We start from the raw sequence: 17,585 nt of genomic DNA on the forward strand, positions 1-17,585 counted from the left end.
GATACTTACCGTCTGAATCTTTCAATCTTTAGTGGCAGGTACCCCATGCAGCAGGAATTTAAAATAGCGCCCTCGATATTAGCGGCGGATTTCGCCCGTTTAGGTGAAGAAGTTGAGGCGGTGCTGGCCGCGGGTGCCGATATTGTCCACTTCGATGTGATGGACAATCACTATGTGCCGAACCTGACCATTGGGCCGATGGTGTGTAAAGCCCTGCGCAAGCACGGTATTACCGCCCCCATCGATGTCCATCTGATGGTCGAGCCGGTGGACGATATGATTGGCCAGTTTGCCGATGCCGGTGCCAGTATCATTACCTTCCACCCGGAAGCTTCCCGTCACGTGGATCGCTCCATTCAGCTGATTAAGCAGGCTGGCTGTGAAGCCGGACTGGTGCTCAACCCTGCCACCCCACTGGAAACCGTCAAGCATGTACTGCCGCAGCTGGATATGCTGTTGCTGATGTCTGTAAACCCCGGTTTTGGCGGTCAGAAGTTTATTCCTTACACGCTGGACAAATTGCGTGAAGCTCGTGCGGCCATTGATGCACTGGGCCTTCCTATTCGTCTGGAAATTGATGGTGGCGTCACCGCTGACAATATCCGCGAAATTGCCGCTGCCGGTGCCGACACTTTTGTGGCGGGTTCCGCCATCTTTGGCAAAGACGACTATGCGGCGGCGGTTGCAGCCATGCGAGCTGAGCTGGCGAAAGCGTTGTAAGCCGGTATGACCACAAGCCGTTTCCCCGATTGCTTCGGCGGTCGCCTGCCCGAACTGGTGATGTTCGATCTGGATGGCACGCTGGTGGACAGTGTGCCGGATCTCACCGCTGCCGTAGATGCCATGCTGACCGAGCAGCACTGCCCTGTTGCCGGCGAAGAAAAAGTCCGTCTGTGGGTGGGCAACGGTGCGTCGATTCTGGTTCGCCGCGCGCTGGCGGATACCGATGGTATTGAAGAGTCAGCCGTCGCCGACGCCCTCCATAAAGCCTCTCTCAAACGTTTCATGCATCACTACGGTCGCCTGAGCGGGCATTATTCCAAACTCTACCCGGGTGTTAAGTGCGCCCTGCAACAGCTGGCCGATGCCGGCGTGCCCATGGCGCTGGTCACCAACAAACCCAGCCAATTTGTGCCTCATTTGCTGACTGATCTGGGGATTGATGGCTACTTTGATGATTGGCTGGGTGGTGATTCCCTGCCGCAGAAAAAGCCCGACCCCGCGCCTTTGCTCCACCTGCTCAAAAAACTGAAGGCCAATCCGGCTCGCTCGCTGATGGTGGGAGACTCCCGCAGTGATATGCAGGCCGGCAAAGCGGCAGGCGTGCCCACTCTGGGTGTCACTTACGGTTATAACCATGGCAAATCCATTGCCGAAGAGACTCCGGACTGGGCCACCGATAATCTGGCGGATTTCTTTTCGTCGGCCGTGAAGACCTCTGGCGTCGAAGTGTAGTGGGAAGTGGTGTTTGAGGAGTCGGTCGCCGAGCCTGTACAGGACGCGGGTCAAGGGCTAAACTAGCGCCTGATTTTTATTCGACTTTTAAGATAACCTGCGGTGAGGCTCTGGTCTTCCATCAAGAGCCCCGCAGACAGCGCAGACTTAGGTGTTTTCGTGAACAAACCATCCTCAGTTACCTTATCAAACCTCCGCTGGGGACGATGGCGTCCGTAGTTCATAGATAGCTCAGGTGTTTTCACATCCGAGCTGCTGCCGATTGGCTACTATTGATGACTCAGCTCCAGATCACTCAATACAGGGCCAACGTCTGAAAAACAGACCCAATTTGTGACCGATTACCCGTAAGGACTGACCATGTCTCCCGAGCAATTCCGTGAGTTGGCCAAGCAAGGCTACAACTTTATTCCGCTGGTACGCGAAGTACTGGCCGATCTCGAAACCCCGTTATCCACGTATCTGAAACTGGCCGATGGTGCCTATTCCTACCTGCTGGAATCCGTGCAGGGCGGCGAAAAGTGGGGGCGTTATTCTATTATCGGGCTTCCTGCCCGCACCGTGCTGCGAGTGGATGGCCATACAGCGACCATTTTGGTGGACGGTGTCGAGACCGAACGCCACGAATGTGAAGACCCGCTAGCCTTTGTGGAGGAATTTAAAGGCCGCTATCAAATACCGGATATCCCCAATCTGCCCCGCTTTAATGGCGGTTTGGTCGGCTATTTTGGCTACGACTGTGTGCGTTATGTGGAGCCGCGTCTGGCCAAAACCGTCAATCCGGACGTGCTGGGCACCCCTGATATCCTGCTGATGGTGTCCGAAGAGGTGGTGGTGTTCGACAATCTGGCAGGCAAGCTCCACGCGGTGGTTCTGGCCGATCCTGCGCAAAGCGATGCACTGAATAGCGCCAATACCCGTTTGGATAGTTTGCTGGAGCAACTGCGTCAGCCGCTGTCGCCACGCAAGCTGCTGGATCTGACCGCCCCCGTGGAAATGGATCTGGACTACCGAGCGAGTTTTACTCGCGAAGATTACGAAGCCGCTGTGGATTCGGTGAAGGAGTACATCCTCGCCGGCGACTGCATGCAGGTGGTGCCGTCTCAGCGCATGAGCGTCGATTTCAAAGCGGAGCCCATCGATTTGTACCGCGCGCTGCGCAGTCAGAACCCGACCCCCTATATGTACATGTTCAATTTCGGCGATTTCCACGTGGTGGGCAGTTCGCCGGAAGTGCTGGTGCGTCTGGAAGAGGGCGAAGTCACTGTGCGACCGATTGCTGGCACCCGTCCGCGTGGCGCCACCGAGGAAGAAGATCTGGCGCTGGAAAAAGACCTGCTGTCCGACGCCAAAGAGATTGCGGAGCATCTGATGCTGATCGATCTGGGTCGCAACGATGTGGGCCGTGTAGCTGAAATCGGCAAGGTGCAGGTGACCGAAGAGATGGTTATCGAGCGCTACTCCAACGTGATGCACATTGTGTCCAATGTACAGGGGCATCTAAAGCCCGAGCTGAATGCCATGGACGCTCTGCGCGCGATCCTGCCTGCGGGTACTTTGTCCGGCGCCCCCAAGATTCGCGCTATGGAAATTATCGACGAGCTGGAGCCCGTGAAGCGCGGCGTCTACGGCGGAGCCGTGGGTTACTGGGCGTGGAACGGCAATATGGATACCGCCATTGCCATCCGCACCGCCGTGATTAAAGACGGCGAACTGCATGTACAGGCCGGTGGTGGCATTGTGGCCGACTCCGTTCCCGCGCTTGAGTGGGAAGAGACCATCAATAAACGCCGCGCCATGTTCAGAGCTGTTGCTCTGGCTGAACAGTCTGCCCAGTAAAGGAAACGCCGACATGATTTTAATGATTGATAACTACGATTCCTTTACCTACAACGTGGTGCAGTACCTTGGCGAACTGAACGCTGATGTGAAAGTGGTGCGCAATGACGAACTGACCATCGCCGACATTGAGGCCATGGCACCGGAGAAGATCGTGGTCTCCCCCGGTCCCTGCACGCCCAACGAAGCCGGTATTTCTGTTGCTGCCATCGAGACCTTTGCCGGCCGTATTCCGCTGTTGGGCATCTGTCTGGGTCATCAGAGTATCGGTCAGGCTTTTGGTGGCAAGGTGGTACGGGCTCGCGAAGTGATGCATGGCAAGACCTCGCCCATTTATCACGCCGACAAAGGTGTGTTCCGCGGTCTGGCCAATCCCTATCGTGCGACCCGTTACCATTCGCTGGTGATTGAAAAAGAAAGTCTGCCAGACTGTCTGGAAATCACCGCCTGGACACAGACCGAAGACGGCGAAATCGACGAGATTATGGGCGTGCGCCACAAGACGCTGGACGTGGAAGGTGTGCAGTTTCATCCGGAATCCATTCTGACTGAGCACGGCCACGATTTGCTGCGCAACTTTTTAGAGGGTTAAGACGATATGGACATTAAAGAAGCTCTCGGCAAAATCATTGAGCGTCAGGATCTGACTCAGGAAGAAATGACTCAGGTTATGCGTCAGGTAATGACCGGCGAAGCCACCGATGCACAAATCGGGGCGTTGCTGGTGGCATTGCGGATGAAAAGCGAAAGCATTGATGAAATCACCGGTGCGGCCATCGTCATGCGCGAATTGGCCACCAAGGTAGACCTCGGCTGTGATCATCTGATTGATCTGGTGGGAACCGGTGGCGATGGCGCCAACTTGTTTAACGTTTCCACGGCCTCGACGTTTGTGGCTGCGGCTGCCGGCGCAAAAGTGGCCAAGCACGGCAATCGTTCGGTTTCCAGCTCCACCGGCAGTGCTGATGTGTTGGAGGCCGCGGGCGTGCAGTTGGATATTTCTCCGGAGCAGGTGGCCAGCTGTGTGAATGCGCTGGGTGTCGGTTTTATGTTTGCCCCCTCCCATCACAGTGCCATGAAGCACGCCATTGGGCCGCGCAAGGAGATTGGTCAGCGCACACTGTTTAACATTCTCGGACCACTGACCAATCCCGCTGGCGTGAAGCGTCAAGTGATCGGTGTCTTTAACGGTGCACTCTGCAAGCCTCTGGCGGAAGTGATGGGGCGTTTGGGCAGTGAGCACGTGCTGGTGGTTCATGCTGACGATGGTCTGGACGAAATCAGTCTGGCGACCTCCACCACGGTGGCCGAACTGAAAGATGGCAAGGTCGAGGAGTATCGCATCCAGCCGGAAGATTTTGACATCGAATCACAATCGCTGGTTGGTTTGACGGTAGAGAGTGCCGATGAGTCCCTGGCTTTGATTCAGGATGCATTGGGTAAGCGCAGTGATAACCGGGCTCAAAAAGCTGCGGCGATCATCGCGCTGAATGCCGGTGCGGCCATCTACGTCAGCGGTATTGCCGACACTTTGAAAGAAGGCGTCAGTATGGCCGAAGACGCTATTGGCAGTGGTCTGGCGAAAGAGAAAATGAGCGAGCTGGCGGCGTTTACCCGCTATCAGAAAGACAACGCGTAACCTATCTGGGTAGACGCTTTTTAAGACAGCCAAAAGAAAGAAGAGGCCGGCACGACAGTGTTCGGTAGAGTGTATGAGCAAGATTCCAACGGTATTAGAAAAAATCATCGTGCGTAAGCGCGAGGAAATCCTTGAGCGCCAGCAGAATCGCTCTCTCGAAGAGTTAAAGCAACTCGCTGCTGTGCAGCCGCCGGCTCGAGGTTTTGTGCGCTCCATCGAAAACAAAATCAACGCCGGCCAGGCTGCAGTGATTGCCGAGATCAAGAAGGCATCACCCAGCAAAGGCGTTATCCGTGAGGATTTCTACCCAGCCGAGATCGCCATCAGTTACGAAAAAGGCGGTGCGGCTTGTTTGTCTGTACTGACGGATGTGGATTTCTTTCAGGGGGCCGATTGCTATTTGCAGGAGGCTCGCAGCGCGTCGTCGCTGCCGGTAATCCGCAAGGATTTTATCGTCGATGAGTATCAGGTGTATGAAGCCCGCGCCATTGGTGCCGACTGCATCTTGCTGATTGTGGCGGTGTTGGAATTTGAGCAGATGGAACGCTTGAACACGCTGGCGCACGAATTGAGCATGGATGTGCTGGTGGAAGTGCACAACGCTGAAGAACTGGAGTTGGCTCTGAAGCTGCCGAACAAACTGATCGGTATCAATAACCGTAACCTGCACACCTTTGAGGTGTCTCTGGATCACACCTTTGCCCTGTTGGGCCGTATCGGTGAAGACCGTATCGTGGTGACCGAGTCCGGCATTCTGACCATCGACGATGTGATGGCCATGCGCGGTCACAACGTCAATGCCTTCCTGGTGGGTGAAACCTTTATGCGTTCTGACGATCCGGGTGTGAAGTTGCTGGAGATGTTTAACTGATCCGACGGTTATTAACTCACTGCTTCGCGTATTCCAATTTGGACACGCAATAAAAAAGCCGGCAATCGCCGGCTTTTTTATGCTTGGTAGGTATGGAGTCTGGGTCGGTATGGAGACCAGGTTGAGATGAATAGCGTCAGCGAGTGCCAAACACCACCATGGTTTTACCTTTCACCGAGACCAGTCCCTGATCTTCCAGAGTCTTCAGTACCCGACCAACCATCTCGCGGGAGCAGCCGACAATGCGGCCGATCTCCTGACGGGTAATCTTGATCTGCATGCCATCCGGATGGGTCATAGCATCAGGCTCTTTACACAGATCCAGCAGTGTACGAGCAACGCGACCGGTGACATCCAAAAATGCCAGATCCCCAACCTTGCGGGTGGTGTTGCGCAGGCGGCGAGCCATTTGGGTACCCAGGGCAAACAGAAATTCCGGGTGCTTGGCACCTAATTCCTGAAACTTGCCATAACTGATCTCGGCAACCTCACATTCGGTTTTGGCGCGGACCCAGGCGCTGCGAGAGTCCTGCTCATCGAAGAGGCCCATTTCACCAAAGAAGTCGCCATCGTTCAGATAGGCAACGATCATCTCCCGGCCTTCATCGTCCTCAATAATGACGGTGACAGAGCCCTTGATAATGTAATAGAGGGAGTCGCTTTTATCGCCCGCGTAAATCAGTGTGCTTTTGGCGGGGTAGCGACGGCGATGGCAATGGCTTAGAAATTCGTCCACATTATCGATGTGGGGAGTTAATGAAACAGCAACCAATTCAATGTCCTCGTTAGTCTTGCAGAAGAGAGGGACGGTTCCATTGGTGAATCCGTTGCCGGAAAATTGCCGGATCTGGATCTCCTTTGGCACCTATATAGTCACCTATATATGTCTATGTACGCCACTGTGGCGTTCTACTTTCCGGTAGCACGCAATTCATCAGTGGTGTGACGCCTGATTTCAGGTCTCTCTACTTAGTGTAAGGCTGATTATGTCCATAATCGTCAACTCTGGCCAGTGGTGTCTACGTCTCTTCACCGTCTTTGTGAACGGGTTATCTTATAGATCACACAGAAAACGGTGGCGGCAATATGTTGAAATACGCGATCTGCGGCAGAGGTGAACCAAGAGTACCGGTTAAACCGATACGGTACGAGCCAGGCCGAAGCCTTGAAGCGCCAGTTGTGTCGATGGGTCTCCACGGCAAGCCTCGATTATAGACGTTTCAGACGCTTTTGCCCTTCATAGGACTTCGACCGGGTGCGGTTAGTTCCTTGCTCGTGATTATTCATCTTTTATCTCCTTTCGAATTTCTTCTGGATGTCTGTGAAGCCGCACCAGATGGGGAGTTTGTGGTACTCTTGCGACCCGGATTCTGGCGTGCAGTACATATACGACCAGTTTAGACGTAATGTAGTGATTCAAGCTGATGAGCGACCCCAGGGGTCGAGTTGAGAGGATAAATTCATGAAGGCAACGGTAAAGTGGGTAGATGGCGCAATGTTCCTGGGTGAGTCGGGCAGTGGCCACTCGGTTGTCATGGATGGTCCCGAAGACCACGGCGGCCGCAATATGGGCGTGCGTCCCATGGAGATGTTGCTGTTGGGTATGGGTGGCTGCGCCACGTTTGATGTGATGAGCATCCTGAAGAAAACCCGTCAAAAGGTGCAGGATTGCCGTGTGGAGCTGGATGCAGAGCGTGCCGATGGCGTGCCTTCGCCCTTCACCAAAATCAAAATGAACTTCATCGTCACCGGCGTTGGTCTGAAAGAAGCCCAGGTAAAACGAGCGGTTGAGTTGTCTGCGACTAAATACTGCTCTGCCTCAATCATGATGGAAGCGGCTGGGGTTGAAGTGAGCCACGGTTATGAGATTGTAGAAGCCGAAGTTTGAACCGCTGAGAAGACCCATTCTGAATAGAGGGTCTGACTAAAGAACCTAAATAGAAAACCGTCTCAACTCTAGGTTGGGGCGGTCTTTTTATGGTCTAAGGCTGTTTGTTGATGGTTCAAGACTATTTTGAAGGTTCAAGATTGTTTGTTGATGGTTCAAGACTATTTTTTGATAGTTCAAGACTGTTGGTTATAGTTCAAGACTGTTTTATCACCACGGTCTTTGCCAGCTTATCGTGAAATCCCTGTTTGCGACGATCAAATCCCACCCAAATAATCCCCAGCATCAGCGGTATGATGGATACGTAATACCCCAGATAGCGTCCTATCATTTGTCCGGTTGAGGCCTTGCCGAGGGTGTTGGCGTCGACAATTTTCAGTTTGAAGATCATCTTGCCCGGTGTGGCGGATTTGTAAACCCAGAACAGGGTGACGGCAACGGCGGGAAAGATATAGTTGAGTACCAGATCCCAGTTGCCTTTGAGGTAGGTTCCGCTGTCCCAGTAGGCGGTGCCGTAAATCAGCGTCAGCAGTGGGGCAATGATGGCGATGAACAAAAGTGTATCGATAAGGGAGGCTGCGACACGTATCCAGAAACCGGCGTAGTGAGGGGAAGTGGTGGTTGGCTGAGTGTTATCTTCCGTATGTTTTTCCATGTCACGTCCTTGAGTAATGGGTAGCCAGAGCTTAGGGAAGCCCCGGCAGCCGACTACACTTTATAACTGGTTTTCGTCATCGCCTTGGATAGCAGTGACATCACGCCTTTCACTGGTGCCGGAAAGCGATAACCGCCGGCGGCGAGGGCGGCGTGGCCGTGTTTAGCCTCGTCGTCCAGCATAACTTCAACTACCGCGCGGCTGCGTTCATCCTGAGCGGGTAGGTCGTGCAGGTGGCTCTGCAGGTGTTTACAGACCTGATCTTCGGTGGCCGCCACAAAACCCAGGCTGACTTTGTCGCTGACCAGTCCGGCCGTGGCGCCAATCCCAAAAGACATGCCGTACCACAGCGGATTCAGTATGGACGTATGGCTACCAAGACTTTCGATGCGCTCCTGACACCAGGCCAGATGATCCACTTCTTCCTCGGCGGCGTGTTCCATTTCTTCCCGTACGGTTGGCAGCTTGGCGGTCAGCGCCTGTCCCTGATACAGCGCCTGAGCGCAGACTTCACCGGAGTGATTGACCCGCATCAGACCCGCGGCGTGTTTGCGCTCGGCGTCGCTCATTTCCGCTTCGTTGATGGTGTTGGCGGGCGAGGGACGCTGATGGCTGACCTTGCCCGGGGCAAGCGTGCGCAAGGCTTTGTCCATTTGGCTGAGCAGTTGATCAGTCATTGATAGGTGGCGGGCGGACATGGCAGATACCTCGCGGGTGATTCCCGTCTGAACAGGGAAAAACCGTCGTGATTGTGGAAAAGACGTGGTTATTGTAATGGATAGAGTGGGAAAACGCATATTTTCGGATTTGCGGGGTTAAAGGGTAATATGGCGCATTAACGAACTTGAGAAGACGACAAGGACTGAGTTATGCAAGTGACCGTCAGTGAAGACATCGCCTGTTTGCTGAAGCAGCGGGTGCCGTTAATCGCGCTGGAAAGCAGTCAGGAAAAGTATGCCCTCGAGTTGCTGCAGCGCCAGTGTCAGCAACAGGGGCAAACCCTCTACCGCTGGACCTTGACCGAGGGGCTGGACACTCTGGGGTTTGGTCCCCGATTGCAGAAAGAAGACTCTGAACAGACCCCGGTGCAGGCTTTACAAGCGATCAAGGCGCGCAATGACAGCGGCGTGTTTGTGCTGTGTGACTTCCACAGTCATATGGAAGGGGAGGCGAAGGTGATTCGCCTGCTTAAGGATATTGCCCTCAACTTTGACGTGCTGCCCAAGCGCATTGTTTTCTTGAGTCACCGCATTGAGCTGCCGCCGGAGCTATTGCCCTTCGCGTCGCGGGCGCAGTTATCACTGCCTTCCGATGACGAAATACTCAACATCATTCGTCAGGAAGCCAAACGCTATGCCAAACAGTCCGGCCAGCAGCGGATTCGCACCGATGCGGCGGCGTTGAAGTTGTTGGTTGCCAGTTTGCGGGGTATGACCCATCAAGACGTCACCCGTCTTGCCTACCACGCCATCGCCGATGACGGGGCGATCAGTGACAGTGATTTGCCGGAGGTCAACAGCGCCAAGTTTGCCATTCTCAATCAGCAGGGGCTACTCAGCTACGAATACGACACCGAGTCGTTTGCCGATGTAGGTGGGCTGGATAACTTTAAGGGTTGGCTGCAGCAGAGGCAGAAAGTTTTTTCCGGATTGACGTCGCCGGAGGATGAGTCGCCGCTGGATCCGCCAAAGGGCGTCTTGCTGTTGGGTGTGCAGGGCGGCGGCAAGAGCCTCGCGGCCAAGGCCGTGGCGGGCTTGTGGCAGTTGCCCTTGCTACGGCTGGATATGGGTTCGCTGTACAACAAGTTTATCGGCGAGAGTGAAAAGAATCTGCGCGAGGCTTTGCAGCAGGCGGATCAGATGGCGCCCTGTGTTCTGTGGCTGGATGAACTGGAAAAAGCCATGGCTCAGGGTGGCGCCGATGATGGGTTGGGGCGGCGTTTGCTGGGGTATTTTCTGACGTGGATGGCCGAGCGCAAAAAGCCAGTGTTTTTGGTCGCCACCAGTAACGACATCCAGAAGTTGCCGGCTGAGCTGGTACGCAAGGGACGCTTTGATGAAATCTTCTTTGTGGATCTGCCGTCAGAGGAGGTTCGCGAAATCATTTTCGACATTCACCTGAAAAAACGCGGCATCGCGGCTGAAGGTTTTGATCTTGGGCGGGTGGCTGCGGTCGCCGAAGGCTTCTCCGGGGCGGAAATCGAACAGGCCGTGGTGTCGGCGCTCTATTCACTGGATGACGATCAGAGGCTGACTGAAAACGATTTGATCAAGGCGATTGTCAGTACCACACCGCTGTCGGTGGTGATGGCGGAGCAGATTACGGCCTTGCGCCACTGGGCTGAGGGCCGTGCAGTATCCGCCTAGCGTCTAAAGATATGACGTTTCGTTGAGTTGCTCATTTAGCCGGGGTGTAGGATTCGGTCGTGTCCGGATTGTCGGGCGATGAGGTTTTGTTGCGGGCTTCCTGCAGGGTCAGCTCTTCCGCCAGAGTGATTTTCAGGCTTTGCGAACTGATGGGTTTGGTCAGGACCCGTCGAATCAGCAAGTCCCGGGCCTGCTCTTCGTAGGGAAACACATTGTCCCCGCTGAGCATGATCATCACCGGTGTCGGTTTCAGTCTGGGATTGCGGTTGATCTGTCTGGCCAGCTCGAGTCCGGTGATGTCGGGCAGATCATAGTCGAGAATGATTGCGTCAAAACCGGCGCCCACCTGATTCATGGTGTTGATCATGGCCACTGCATCTTTGCCTGCGGGAACACAGGTGGTGGTCATCCCCCAGCTGTCTGCGCGTTTGGCCACCAGTTTGCGACTGGAGCTGCTGTCATCCACCACCAGTAATCGTTTCTTGTGCAGCAGCTGATCGTACTGATTCTCGTGGTGTTGCAATAGCGAATAGCGGGTTAGTTGCAGCTCGCAAGTGAAGCGGGCGTGCCCGTCCTCCAGCTCGGCAATGAGTGTGCCATCGATATGTTTTACCAGGGCTTTGGCGATTAACCAGTTGCGCTGCACGCTGCTGTAGTGTTCTGCGTCCAGTTCGAACTGATTGTCCAGGGCAATCTGTATGTCTTCGGTCTGCAGCCCGCTCTGGGTATCGGTAATCACCAGTTGCCAGCGATTGCGTTCCGTCATTGGATTGAGCTCGATGGATACTTCGCCTTGCTCGCTGTAGAACAACGCCATCTCCAGTGTGCCGGAAATGATTTGTTTTAGACGCGCCGGATCGCCTTTAATCAGGGTGGGTATGTTGGTGTCCGGGGCGTAGGTCAGACGAATCTTGCGATCTTCAGCCTTGACCCGGGTGTCTTCGAAGAGAGTTTGCAGCAGTTGAGAAAAATCAAACGGAATGGCATCAAAGTGCAGCCGGCCGATTTGCAGTGCGCGCCAGTCGTTCAGCCGGTTTAGCCATTTCAATAGCGCCTCGCTGGCCCGGCGCATGGTGCTGACCTGATCGCGTTGGGTTTTACTTAGCGACGTATCCAATAGCAACTCGGCTATGCCAACCACACCGCTCAATGGGGTGCGCAGTTCGTGATCCACCAGTTTGAGTGTGGTGTTGTACTGCTGCTTCAGTTTGAGTCTCAGGCTGCGTTCGTAGTGGGTGCGAATGCGGTGCTGCCAATGTTCGACGCTGTTCATGACCAGTGCGTAGGTGATGAGCATGCCTTCAATAATCACGGTTGCCTGAGCCAGCCAGTGAGAAACCGGGCGGCCTGTGACCATGAGTGTCAGCCACCAGGCGCTGCCGAAAGCGCACAGGGAAACAGCTTTCGCGATCAAAAGAAAAACGGCATTGGGTTCCTGTTCGCGGGTCAGTAATAGCAGGTGAACCAGGCACAGCACCGAGCTGAACAGAAAGGCGAATTTTAATGTGGCGCTGACCAGCGGGGTGGGTGTTGATACGACGCTAGTGGTTGTTGAGATGGCACTAACGACGGAGGCCAGCAATATCAGGCAGATGTTGCTGCCGATAAATAAGCGGTTCCAGCGTTGAAAGGTATCTGGGAGTGACGCAAAACGCCAGACCAGTCGACATTGAGCGATCATGGCAATAACCAGTAACACCTTGCAGTAGATTTGCAGGCTCAGCGGGTTTTGATCGCGGGTTAAAGGCGAGAAGGAAGTGTTCGATGGGTAAGTCAGTTGCCACAAACAGAGTAAGGCCACCGAAAGAGCCATGACATACACCGCCATCCACAGGTTCAGGCTTTCGCGTCGCACCCAGGCCTGTCCCAGATTGATCAACACGAGCAGTGCCGTAGCACCGAGCAAAAACGCAGTGATATAAGGTGTCGAGAAGAGACTGGACGCGACTGTAGACTCCAGCATAAAGTTGTTCGCTATTGTTGTTTTTCGTTATCGTTTTTATAAAACGTTGTTAGCTACGACACGTTCATCATACGTTGTTGTGGAGCGTCGAGATGAGTCACTGCTATGAAGCAGTGTTACGCGTCGATAGCCGATGCTAACGCGGAGGAATAGGGAAGTGAAGCGAGGAACTTAGATAAAATCTGAATATGGCGTCCGAATCACTCAATGAGAGGTGGTTCGGACGCCATGAAGGAGGCTAGATCAGGACTGCTGTTCGCGGGCGATGGCGCGGTAGGCGATGTCGTTGCGGAAGTAGACGTCTTTCCAATCGATCTTGCGAGTCAGCTCGTAGGCACGCTCTTGAGCTTCGGTGACGGTGTTCCCCAGTGCTGTGGCGCAGAGTACACGACCACCACTGGTGACAACCTTGCCGTCGTTCAGCGCGGTGCCAGCGTGGAAGACTTTTTCGCCTTCCACTTCTTCGCTGGGCAGGCCGCTGATCTCGTCGCCCTTGTCGTAGCTTGCCGGGTAGCCGCCGGCTGCCAGTACCACACCAACGGCGCAGCGCTCATCCCACTCAGTGGTTTTGCCGGCCAATTCGCCATCGATGGCGGCTTCGCACAGGTCCACCATGTCGGATTTCATGCGCAGCATGATGGGTTGTGTCTCCGGATCGCCAAAGCGACAGTTGTACTCAATCACTTTGGGAGTGCCATCGGCCATGATCATCAGGCCAGCGTACAGGAAGCCTGTGTAGTCATTGCCTTCGGCGGCCATGCCTTTCACGGTGGGGTAGATAACTTCTTCCATGGCGCGCTGATGAATCTCAGGCGTAACCACGGGAGCAGGTGAGTAAGCGCCCATGCCGCCGGTGTTCGGGCCGGTATCCTTGTCGCCTACACGTTTGTGATCCTGGCTGCTGGCCATAGGTACGACGTTTTTGCCGTCGACCATGACAATAAAGCTGGCCTCTTCACCGTCGAGGAACTCTTCAATCACCACGCGACAACCGGCATCCCCGAACGCGTTACCAGACAGCATGTCCTTCACGGCTTCTTCGGCCTGTTCCAGAGTTTCGGCGACGATGACGCCTTTACCTGCTGCCAAACCGTCGGCTTTAACGACGATCGGTGCGCCTTTCTCTTTTAAGTAGGCCAGAGCGGGTTCCACTTCAGTGAAGTTCTGGTATTCCGCAGTGGGAATTTTATGGCGAGCCAGAAAGTCTTTGGTGAAAGCTTTGGAGCCTTCCAGCTGAGCGGCGCCCTTGCTGGGACCAAAGGCACGCAGACCTTTCTCGGCGAAGAAGTCCACCACACCTTCAACCAGCGGCGCTTCCGGACCGACAATGGTCAAACCGCAGTTGTTGTCTTTGGCGAAAGCCGCCAGCTTGTCGAAATCCATCACGTCGATAGCGACGTTTTCCAGACCCGCTTCGGTAGCAGTACCGGCGTTGCCCGGAGCCACATACACGGTTTCGACATTCGGGTTCTGGGCTGCTTTCCAGGCCAGGGCGTGTTCGCGACCGCCGCTGCCAATTACTAATACATTCATTATCTTGTTCCCATCATTCTTAATGTGGCTTTAGGGGCTGAGGAGGTAGGGGAGTTGCCGTCGTGGCAAGGCGCCCCGGAGCACAGGGCGGGAGTGTACTGAAGTACACGACCAACCGAGCACCGGAGCAACGCAGCCATGGTGGTAAATACCCTGCCTAATCAGTGCCTAAAGTGGCGCATGCCAGTGAACACCATCGCCATGCCATGTTCGTCGGCAGCGGCAATCACTTCCTCGTCGCGCATGGAGCCACCGGGCTGGATCACAGCCGAAATGCCTACTTTAGCGGCATTGTCGATGCCGTCGCGGAACGGGAAGAATGCGTCGGATGCCATAACGGCACCTTTCACTTCCAGATTGGCGTGTTCGGCTTTGATGGCAGCAATACGGGCTGAGTTCACGCGGCTCATTTGGCCTGCGCCCACACCGATGGTGCGGCCGTCTTTGGCGTAGATGATGGCGTTGGACTTGACCATTTTCGCGACTTTCCAGGCAAACAGCAGCTCGTCCATCTGCTCGTCGGAAGGTTGTACCTTGGTGACGACTTTGAGCTCGTCTTTGCTGACCATGCCGTTGTCTTTTTCCTGAATTAACAGGCCGCCGTTAACGCGCTTGTAGTCGAAAGCAACCGGGCGCTCGGTGCCCCACTCGCCGCATTCCAGCAAACGGACGTTTTTCTTGGCGGAGACTGCTTCAGCGGCAGCGGAAGAAACTTTCGGTGCAATAATTACTTCGGAGAACTGCTTGTCGACGATCAGCTGTGCGGTTTCGGCGTCCAGCTCGCGGTTGAAGGCGATGATGCCGCCGAAGGCGGATTCAGGGTCAGTGGCGAATGCGAGCTCGTAAGCGGTCTTGATGTCAGTAGCCACAGCCACACCACAGGGGTTGGCGTGCTTGACGATGACGCAGGCTGGCTCGTCGAACAGCTTGACGGTTTCCAGTGCAGCGTCGGTGTCGGCCACGTTATTGAACGACAGTTCTTTGCCCTGAATCTGGCTGGCGGTGGAGACAGAAGCTTCCTGAGCGTCAGATTCTACGTAGAAAGCCGCCTGCTGATGCGGGTTCTCACCGTAGCGCATGTCCTGGGCTTTCTCGTACTGAACATTATAGGTGTTCGGGAACGGGCGCGATTCGTTGCTGGTGTTACGGGCGCCGAAGTGGTTGGCAATCATGCCGTCGTACTGAGCGGTGTGCTCAAACGCCTGCACCATCAGGTCGTAACGGGTTTCGTAGCCCAGAGCACCGTCATTGGCGTTCATTTCTTCGATAACCGTGTCGTAGCTGTGGGCGTTGACCACAATAGCCACGTCTTTGTGGTTTTTCGCGGCGGAGCGAACCATGGTCGGGCCGCCGATGTCGATGTTTTCAATCGCCGTCGGCAGGTCGCAGTTGGGGTCTGCCACAGTGGCTTTGAAAGGGTAGAGATTCACAACCACCATGTCGATGGGGGTGATGCCGTGTTCCGCCATGACTGCGTCGTCGGTGCCGCGGCGCCCCAAAATACCGCCGTGGACTTTGGGGTGCAGGGTTTTTACGCGTCCGTCCATCATTTCAGGGAAGCCGGTGTAGTCAGAGACTTCGACGGCAGGAACGCCGTTTTCCTGCAGCAGACGATAGGTGCCGCCGGTGGAGAGGATTTCCACGCCCTGAGCATTCAGGGATTGGGCAAATTCAACGATTCCGGTTTTATCGGACACGCTGATTAAAGCGCGTTGAACCTTCACTGGTTGTGATGTGGGGACGAGTTGGGTCATGGGTGGTTCCGTTTTACATGGGTTGGAGGCCGGGTGAGCGTGAAATACCGAGGAGTGGTACCTCAATTGAGCAATGTCCGGCTGGGGTCAAACAATTAAAACAAAGAAGGGTGAGCAAGCTCACCCTTCAGGGAAGTATAGCGACGAATTTACAGTAATCCGTATTGCTTCAGCTTTTTGCGCAGAGTGCCGCGGTTCAAGCCCAAAACCTGAGCGGCTTTGGTTTGGTTGTGGCGGGTGTACTTCATCACGATTTCAAGCATGGGGGCTTCGACTTCGGCCATGACCAGGTCATAGACGGCACTGACGGACTGGCCGTCGAGGTGTTTGAAGTAGTTGTCCATGGCCTGTTCGACACAATCCCGCAGAGATTGGTTTTGAGTGGCTACGGGAGCCGGCTCGTTGACAGTGCTGGTCAGTTCGATTGGCGCGTCAGCCATCAGCGCTTCAGCTGTGTTCATGCTGCTTTATCCTCTTCCGTTATCAGTTGTTCAAAGTAGTCTCGAACACTGGTGTGTTGCTCTTGAGCGTTCTCAATCTGGTTAAAGGTCTTGCGAAAAGCTTCGCTGTCTGCGTGCGTTTTCAGGTACCAGCCCACGTGCTTACGGGCGATACGAAGACCCATATAATCCCCGTAAAAGCGATGCAGCTCATTAAGGTGTCCGCACAGGATGTCCCGGATTTCGTGTACCGGTGGCGGTGGCAATTGCTCACCGGTGTTCAGGAAATGGTTAATTTCCTGAAAAATCCAGGGGCGCCCCTGCGCTGCGCGACCAATCATGACGGCGGCTGCGCCGGTATACTCCAGCACCTGCTTGGCCTTGATTGGTTCATCAATGTCACCATTGGCGAACACCGGGATGGAAACGGCATCGACAATGGCGGCGATTGTGTCGTATTCGGCATGGCCGCTGTAGCCACAGGCGCGGGTGCGCCCGTGGACTGCGAGGGCAGCAATACCGGTGTCTTCGGCCATTCTGGCAATGGTAATACCATTGCGATGGTCGCTGCTCCAGCCGGTGCGGATCTTCAATGTGACGGGCACATCGACGGCGTCGGTGACGGCTGTGAGTATGTCTTTGACCAGTGGTTCGTCCTTCAGCAGGGCGGAGCCAGCGGCCTTTTTGCAAACCTTTTTGGCGGGGCAGCCCATATAGATGTCAATAATTTGTGCGCCCCGTTCCACATTCATGCGGGCAGCTGTCGCCATCATCTCAGGATCGCCACCGGCAATCTGGACGGAACGAGGTTCAGCTTCTCCGCTGTGGTTCAGACGTGTTTGAGATTTGCGGCTGTTCCATAGACGCGAGTCAGAGGTGACCATTTCCGAGACAACCAGCCCTGCGCCCAACCGACGACAAAGCTGTCGGAATGGCTGGTCAGTTACACCGGCCATCGGCGCCAACACCACTGGGTTGTCGATGTGGTATGGACCAATTTGAAACAAGATTCACCCCAATTTGCACCTGCGGAAACTGTTGCAGTTTCACGCCTTACTGTCCCTTGTGACCGGCTTTTCAGGCGGTTTCCGTGCTCCGCCGGTCGTTTTCAAAAGGGGGAGTATCATACCTGCGAAGGGCGGGGTTTTGGAAGCACAAATTGCACAGATTGCTGAAAAAATA

Annotated in this window: 16 protein-coding genes; 8 read left to right on the plus strand and 8 right to left on the minus strand. The window is 54.9% G+C overall.

Annotated features, from left to right (window positions below):
* Positions 1-45 precede the first annotated feature (45 nt).
* The 6 genes from rpe (at position 46) to trpC (ending at position 5,804) form a co-directional block, all read left to right on the plus strand.
* Positions 46-720, plus strand: coding sequence for a ribulose-phosphate 3-epimerase (gene rpe / locus ACTG33_RS00750; RefSeq protein ID WP_439133250.1), 675 nt, complete (start codon positions 46-48; stop codon positions 718-720).
* Positions 721-726: 6 nt separating this feature from the next.
* Complete coding sequence (locus tag ACTG33_RS00755; RefSeq protein ID WP_439133251.1) at positions 727-1,455, plus strand: phosphoglycolate phosphatase; 729 nt, start codon at positions 727-729, stop codon at positions 1,453-1,455.
* Positions 1,456-1,815: 360 nt separating this feature from the next.
* Positions 1,816-3,294, plus strand: coding sequence for an anthranilate synthase component I (gene trpE, locus ACTG33_RS00760; protein ID WP_439133252.1), 1,479 nt, complete (start codon positions 1,816-1,818; stop codon positions 3,292-3,294).
* 13 nt (positions 3,295-3,307) lie between these two features.
* The gene (locus tag ACTG33_RS00765) at positions 3,308-3,886 is read left to right on the plus strand and encodes an aminodeoxychorismate/anthranilate synthase component II (protein WP_439133253.1); all 579 of its coding nucleotides are present in this window, start codon (positions 3,308-3,310) and stop codon (positions 3,884-3,886) included.
* A 6-nt stretch (positions 3,887-3,892) separates the two neighbouring features.
* On the plus strand, positions 3,893-4,933 hold the full coding sequence (trpD, locus tag ACTG33_RS00770) for an anthranilate phosphoribosyltransferase (RefSeq protein WP_439133254.1): 1,041 nt from the start codon (positions 3,893-3,895) through the stop codon (positions 4,931-4,933).
* 73 nt (positions 4,934-5,006) lie between these two features.
* Positions 5,007-5,804 carry an indole-3-glycerol phosphate synthase TrpC gene (gene trpC / locus ACTG33_RS00775; RefSeq protein WP_439133255.1) on the plus strand — a complete coding sequence of 266 codons (798 nt, stop codon included), beginning with the start codon at positions 5,007-5,009 and terminating at the stop codon, positions 5,802-5,804.
* A gap of 136 nt (positions 5,805-5,940) precedes the next feature.
* Here the strand turns inward: trpC and crp are convergent, their stop codons facing one another.
* The gene (gene crp / locus ACTG33_RS00780) at positions 5,941-6,576 is read right to left on the minus strand and encodes a cAMP-activated global transcriptional regulator CRP (RefSeq protein WP_216096279.1); all 636 of its coding nucleotides are present in this window, start codon (positions 6,574-6,576) and stop codon (positions 5,941-5,943) included.
* Positions 6,577-7,266: 690 nt separating this feature from the next.
* On the opposite strand from crp, the gene ACTG33_RS00785 reads away from it, so the two are divergent.
* Positions 7,267-7,692 carry an OsmC family protein gene (locus ACTG33_RS00785; protein WP_439133256.1) on the plus strand — a complete coding sequence of 142 codons (426 nt, stop codon included), beginning with the start codon at positions 7,267-7,269 and terminating at the stop codon, positions 7,690-7,692.
* A gap of 196 nt (positions 7,693-7,888) precedes the next feature.
* Here the strand turns inward: ACTG33_RS00785 and ACTG33_RS00790 are convergent, their stop codons facing one another.
* Both ACTG33_RS00790 and coq7 read right to left on the minus strand, forming a co-directional pair.
* On the minus strand, positions 7,889-8,347 hold the full coding sequence (locus ACTG33_RS00790; RefSeq protein ID WP_439133257.1) for an RDD family protein: 459 nt from the start codon (positions 8,345-8,347) through the stop codon (positions 7,889-7,891).
* A gap of 53 nt (positions 8,348-8,400) precedes the next feature.
* Positions 8,401-9,045: a 2-polyprenyl-3-methyl-6-methoxy-1,4-benzoquinone monooxygenase gene (coq7, locus tag ACTG33_RS00795; protein ID WP_439133258.1), complete on the minus strand. Its 645-nt coding sequence runs from the start codon at positions 9,043-9,045 to the stop codon at positions 8,401-8,403.
* Positions 9,046-9,216: 171 nt separating this feature from the next.
* Here coq7 and ACTG33_RS00800 point away from each other — a divergent pair, with 171 nt between their 5' ends.
* Positions 9,217-10,713 (plus strand): AAA family ATPase, encoded by a 1,497-nt coding sequence (locus ACTG33_RS00800; protein ID WP_439133260.1) that lies wholly within the window; start codon positions 9,217-9,219, stop codon positions 10,711-10,713.
* A gap of 31 nt (positions 10,714-10,744) precedes the next feature.
* Here ACTG33_RS00800 and ACTG33_RS00805 read toward each other — a convergent pair whose 3' ends face one another.
* The 5 genes from ACTG33_RS00805 to dusB all read right to left on the minus strand — a co-directional run bounded on the left by ACTG33_RS00805 (position 10,745) and on the right by dusB (position 17,410).
* Complete coding sequence (locus tag ACTG33_RS00805) at positions 10,745-12,676, minus strand: response regulator (RefSeq protein WP_439133261.1); 1,932 nt, start codon at positions 12,674-12,676, stop codon at positions 10,745-10,747.
* A gap of 243 nt (positions 12,677-12,919) precedes the next feature.
* Positions 12,920-14,209, minus strand: a complete 1,290-nt coding sequence (gene purD, locus ACTG33_RS00810) for a phosphoribosylamine--glycine ligase (protein WP_439133262.1) — start codon at positions 14,207-14,209, stop codon at positions 12,920-12,922.
* Between the two features lie 161 nt (positions 14,210-14,370).
* Positions 14,371-15,963, minus strand: coding sequence for a bifunctional phosphoribosylaminoimidazolecarboxamide formyltransferase/IMP cyclohydrolase (gene purH, locus ACTG33_RS00815; protein ID WP_439133263.1), 1,593 nt, complete (start codon positions 15,961-15,963; stop codon positions 14,371-14,373).
* A gap of 149 nt (positions 15,964-16,112) precedes the next feature.
* Positions 16,113-16,424: a DNA-binding transcriptional regulator Fis gene (gene fis, locus ACTG33_RS00820; protein WP_439133264.1), complete on the minus strand. Its 312-nt coding sequence runs from the start codon at positions 16,422-16,424 to the stop codon at positions 16,113-16,115.
* The gene (gene dusB / locus ACTG33_RS00825) at positions 16,421-17,410 is read right to left on the minus strand and encodes a tRNA dihydrouridine synthase DusB (RefSeq protein WP_439133265.1); all 990 of its coding nucleotides are present in this window, start codon (positions 17,408-17,410) and stop codon (positions 16,421-16,423) included. Before dusB ends, fis begins: the two co-directional genes overlap by 4 nt.
* Positions 17,411-17,585: the final 175 nt, after the last annotated feature.

Source organism: Pseudomaricurvus sp. (genome assembly GCF_965662505.1).
Taxonomy (GTDB): Bacteria; Pseudomonadota; Gammaproteobacteria; order Pseudomonadales; family Cellvibrionaceae; genus Pseudomaricurvus.

Excerpts from the sequence above, each read along its gene's own strand:
- rpe (WP_439133250.1), top strand. The coding sequence starts at position 46 with ATGCAGCAGGAATTTAAAATAGCGCCCTCGATATTAGCGGCGGATTTC.
- ACTG33_RS00755 (WP_439133251.1), top strand. The coding sequence starts at position 727 with ATGACCACAAGCCGTTTCCCCGATTGCTTCGGCGGTCGCCTGCCCGAA.
- trpE (WP_439133252.1), top strand. The coding sequence starts at position 1,816 with ATGTCTCCCGAGCAATTCCGTGAGTTGGCCAAGCAAGGCTACAACTTT.
- ACTG33_RS00765 (WP_439133253.1), top strand. The coding sequence starts at position 3,308 with ATGATTTTAATGATTGATAACTACGATTCCTTTACCTACAACGTGGTG.
- trpD (WP_439133254.1), top strand. The coding sequence starts at position 3,893 with ATGGACATTAAAGAAGCTCTCGGCAAAATCATTGAGCGTCAGGATCTG.
- trpC (WP_439133255.1), top strand. The coding sequence starts at position 5,007 with ATGAGCAAGATTCCAACGGTATTAGAAAAAATCATCGTGCGTAAGCGC.
- ACTG33_RS00785 (WP_439133256.1), top strand. The coding sequence starts at position 7,267 with ATGAAGGCAACGGTAAAGTGGGTAGATGGCGCAATGTTCCTGGGTGAG.
- ACTG33_RS00790 (WP_439133257.1), bottom strand. The coding sequence starts at position 8,347 with ATGGAAAAACATACGGAAGATAACACTCAGCCAACCACCACTTCCCCT.
- coq7 (WP_439133258.1), bottom strand. The coding sequence starts at position 9,045 with ATGTCCGCCCGCCACCTATCAATGACTGATCAACTGCTCAGCCAAATG.
- ACTG33_RS00800 (WP_439133260.1), top strand. The coding sequence starts at position 9,217 with ATGCAAGTGACCGTCAGTGAAGACATCGCCTGTTTGCTGAAGCAGCGG.
- ACTG33_RS00805 (WP_439133261.1), bottom strand. The coding sequence starts at position 12,676 with ATGCTGGAGTCTACAGTCGCGTCCAGTCTCTTCTCGACACCTTATATC.
- purD (WP_439133262.1), bottom strand. The coding sequence starts at position 14,209 with ATGAATGTATTAGTAATTGGCAGCGGCGGTCGCGAACACGCCCTGGCC.
- purH (WP_439133263.1), bottom strand. The coding sequence starts at position 15,963 with ATGACCCAACTCGTCCCCACATCACAACCAGTGAAGGTTCAACGCGCT.
- fis (WP_439133264.1), bottom strand. The coding sequence starts at position 16,424 with ATGAACACAGCTGAAGCGCTGATGGCTGACGCGCCAATCGAACTGACC.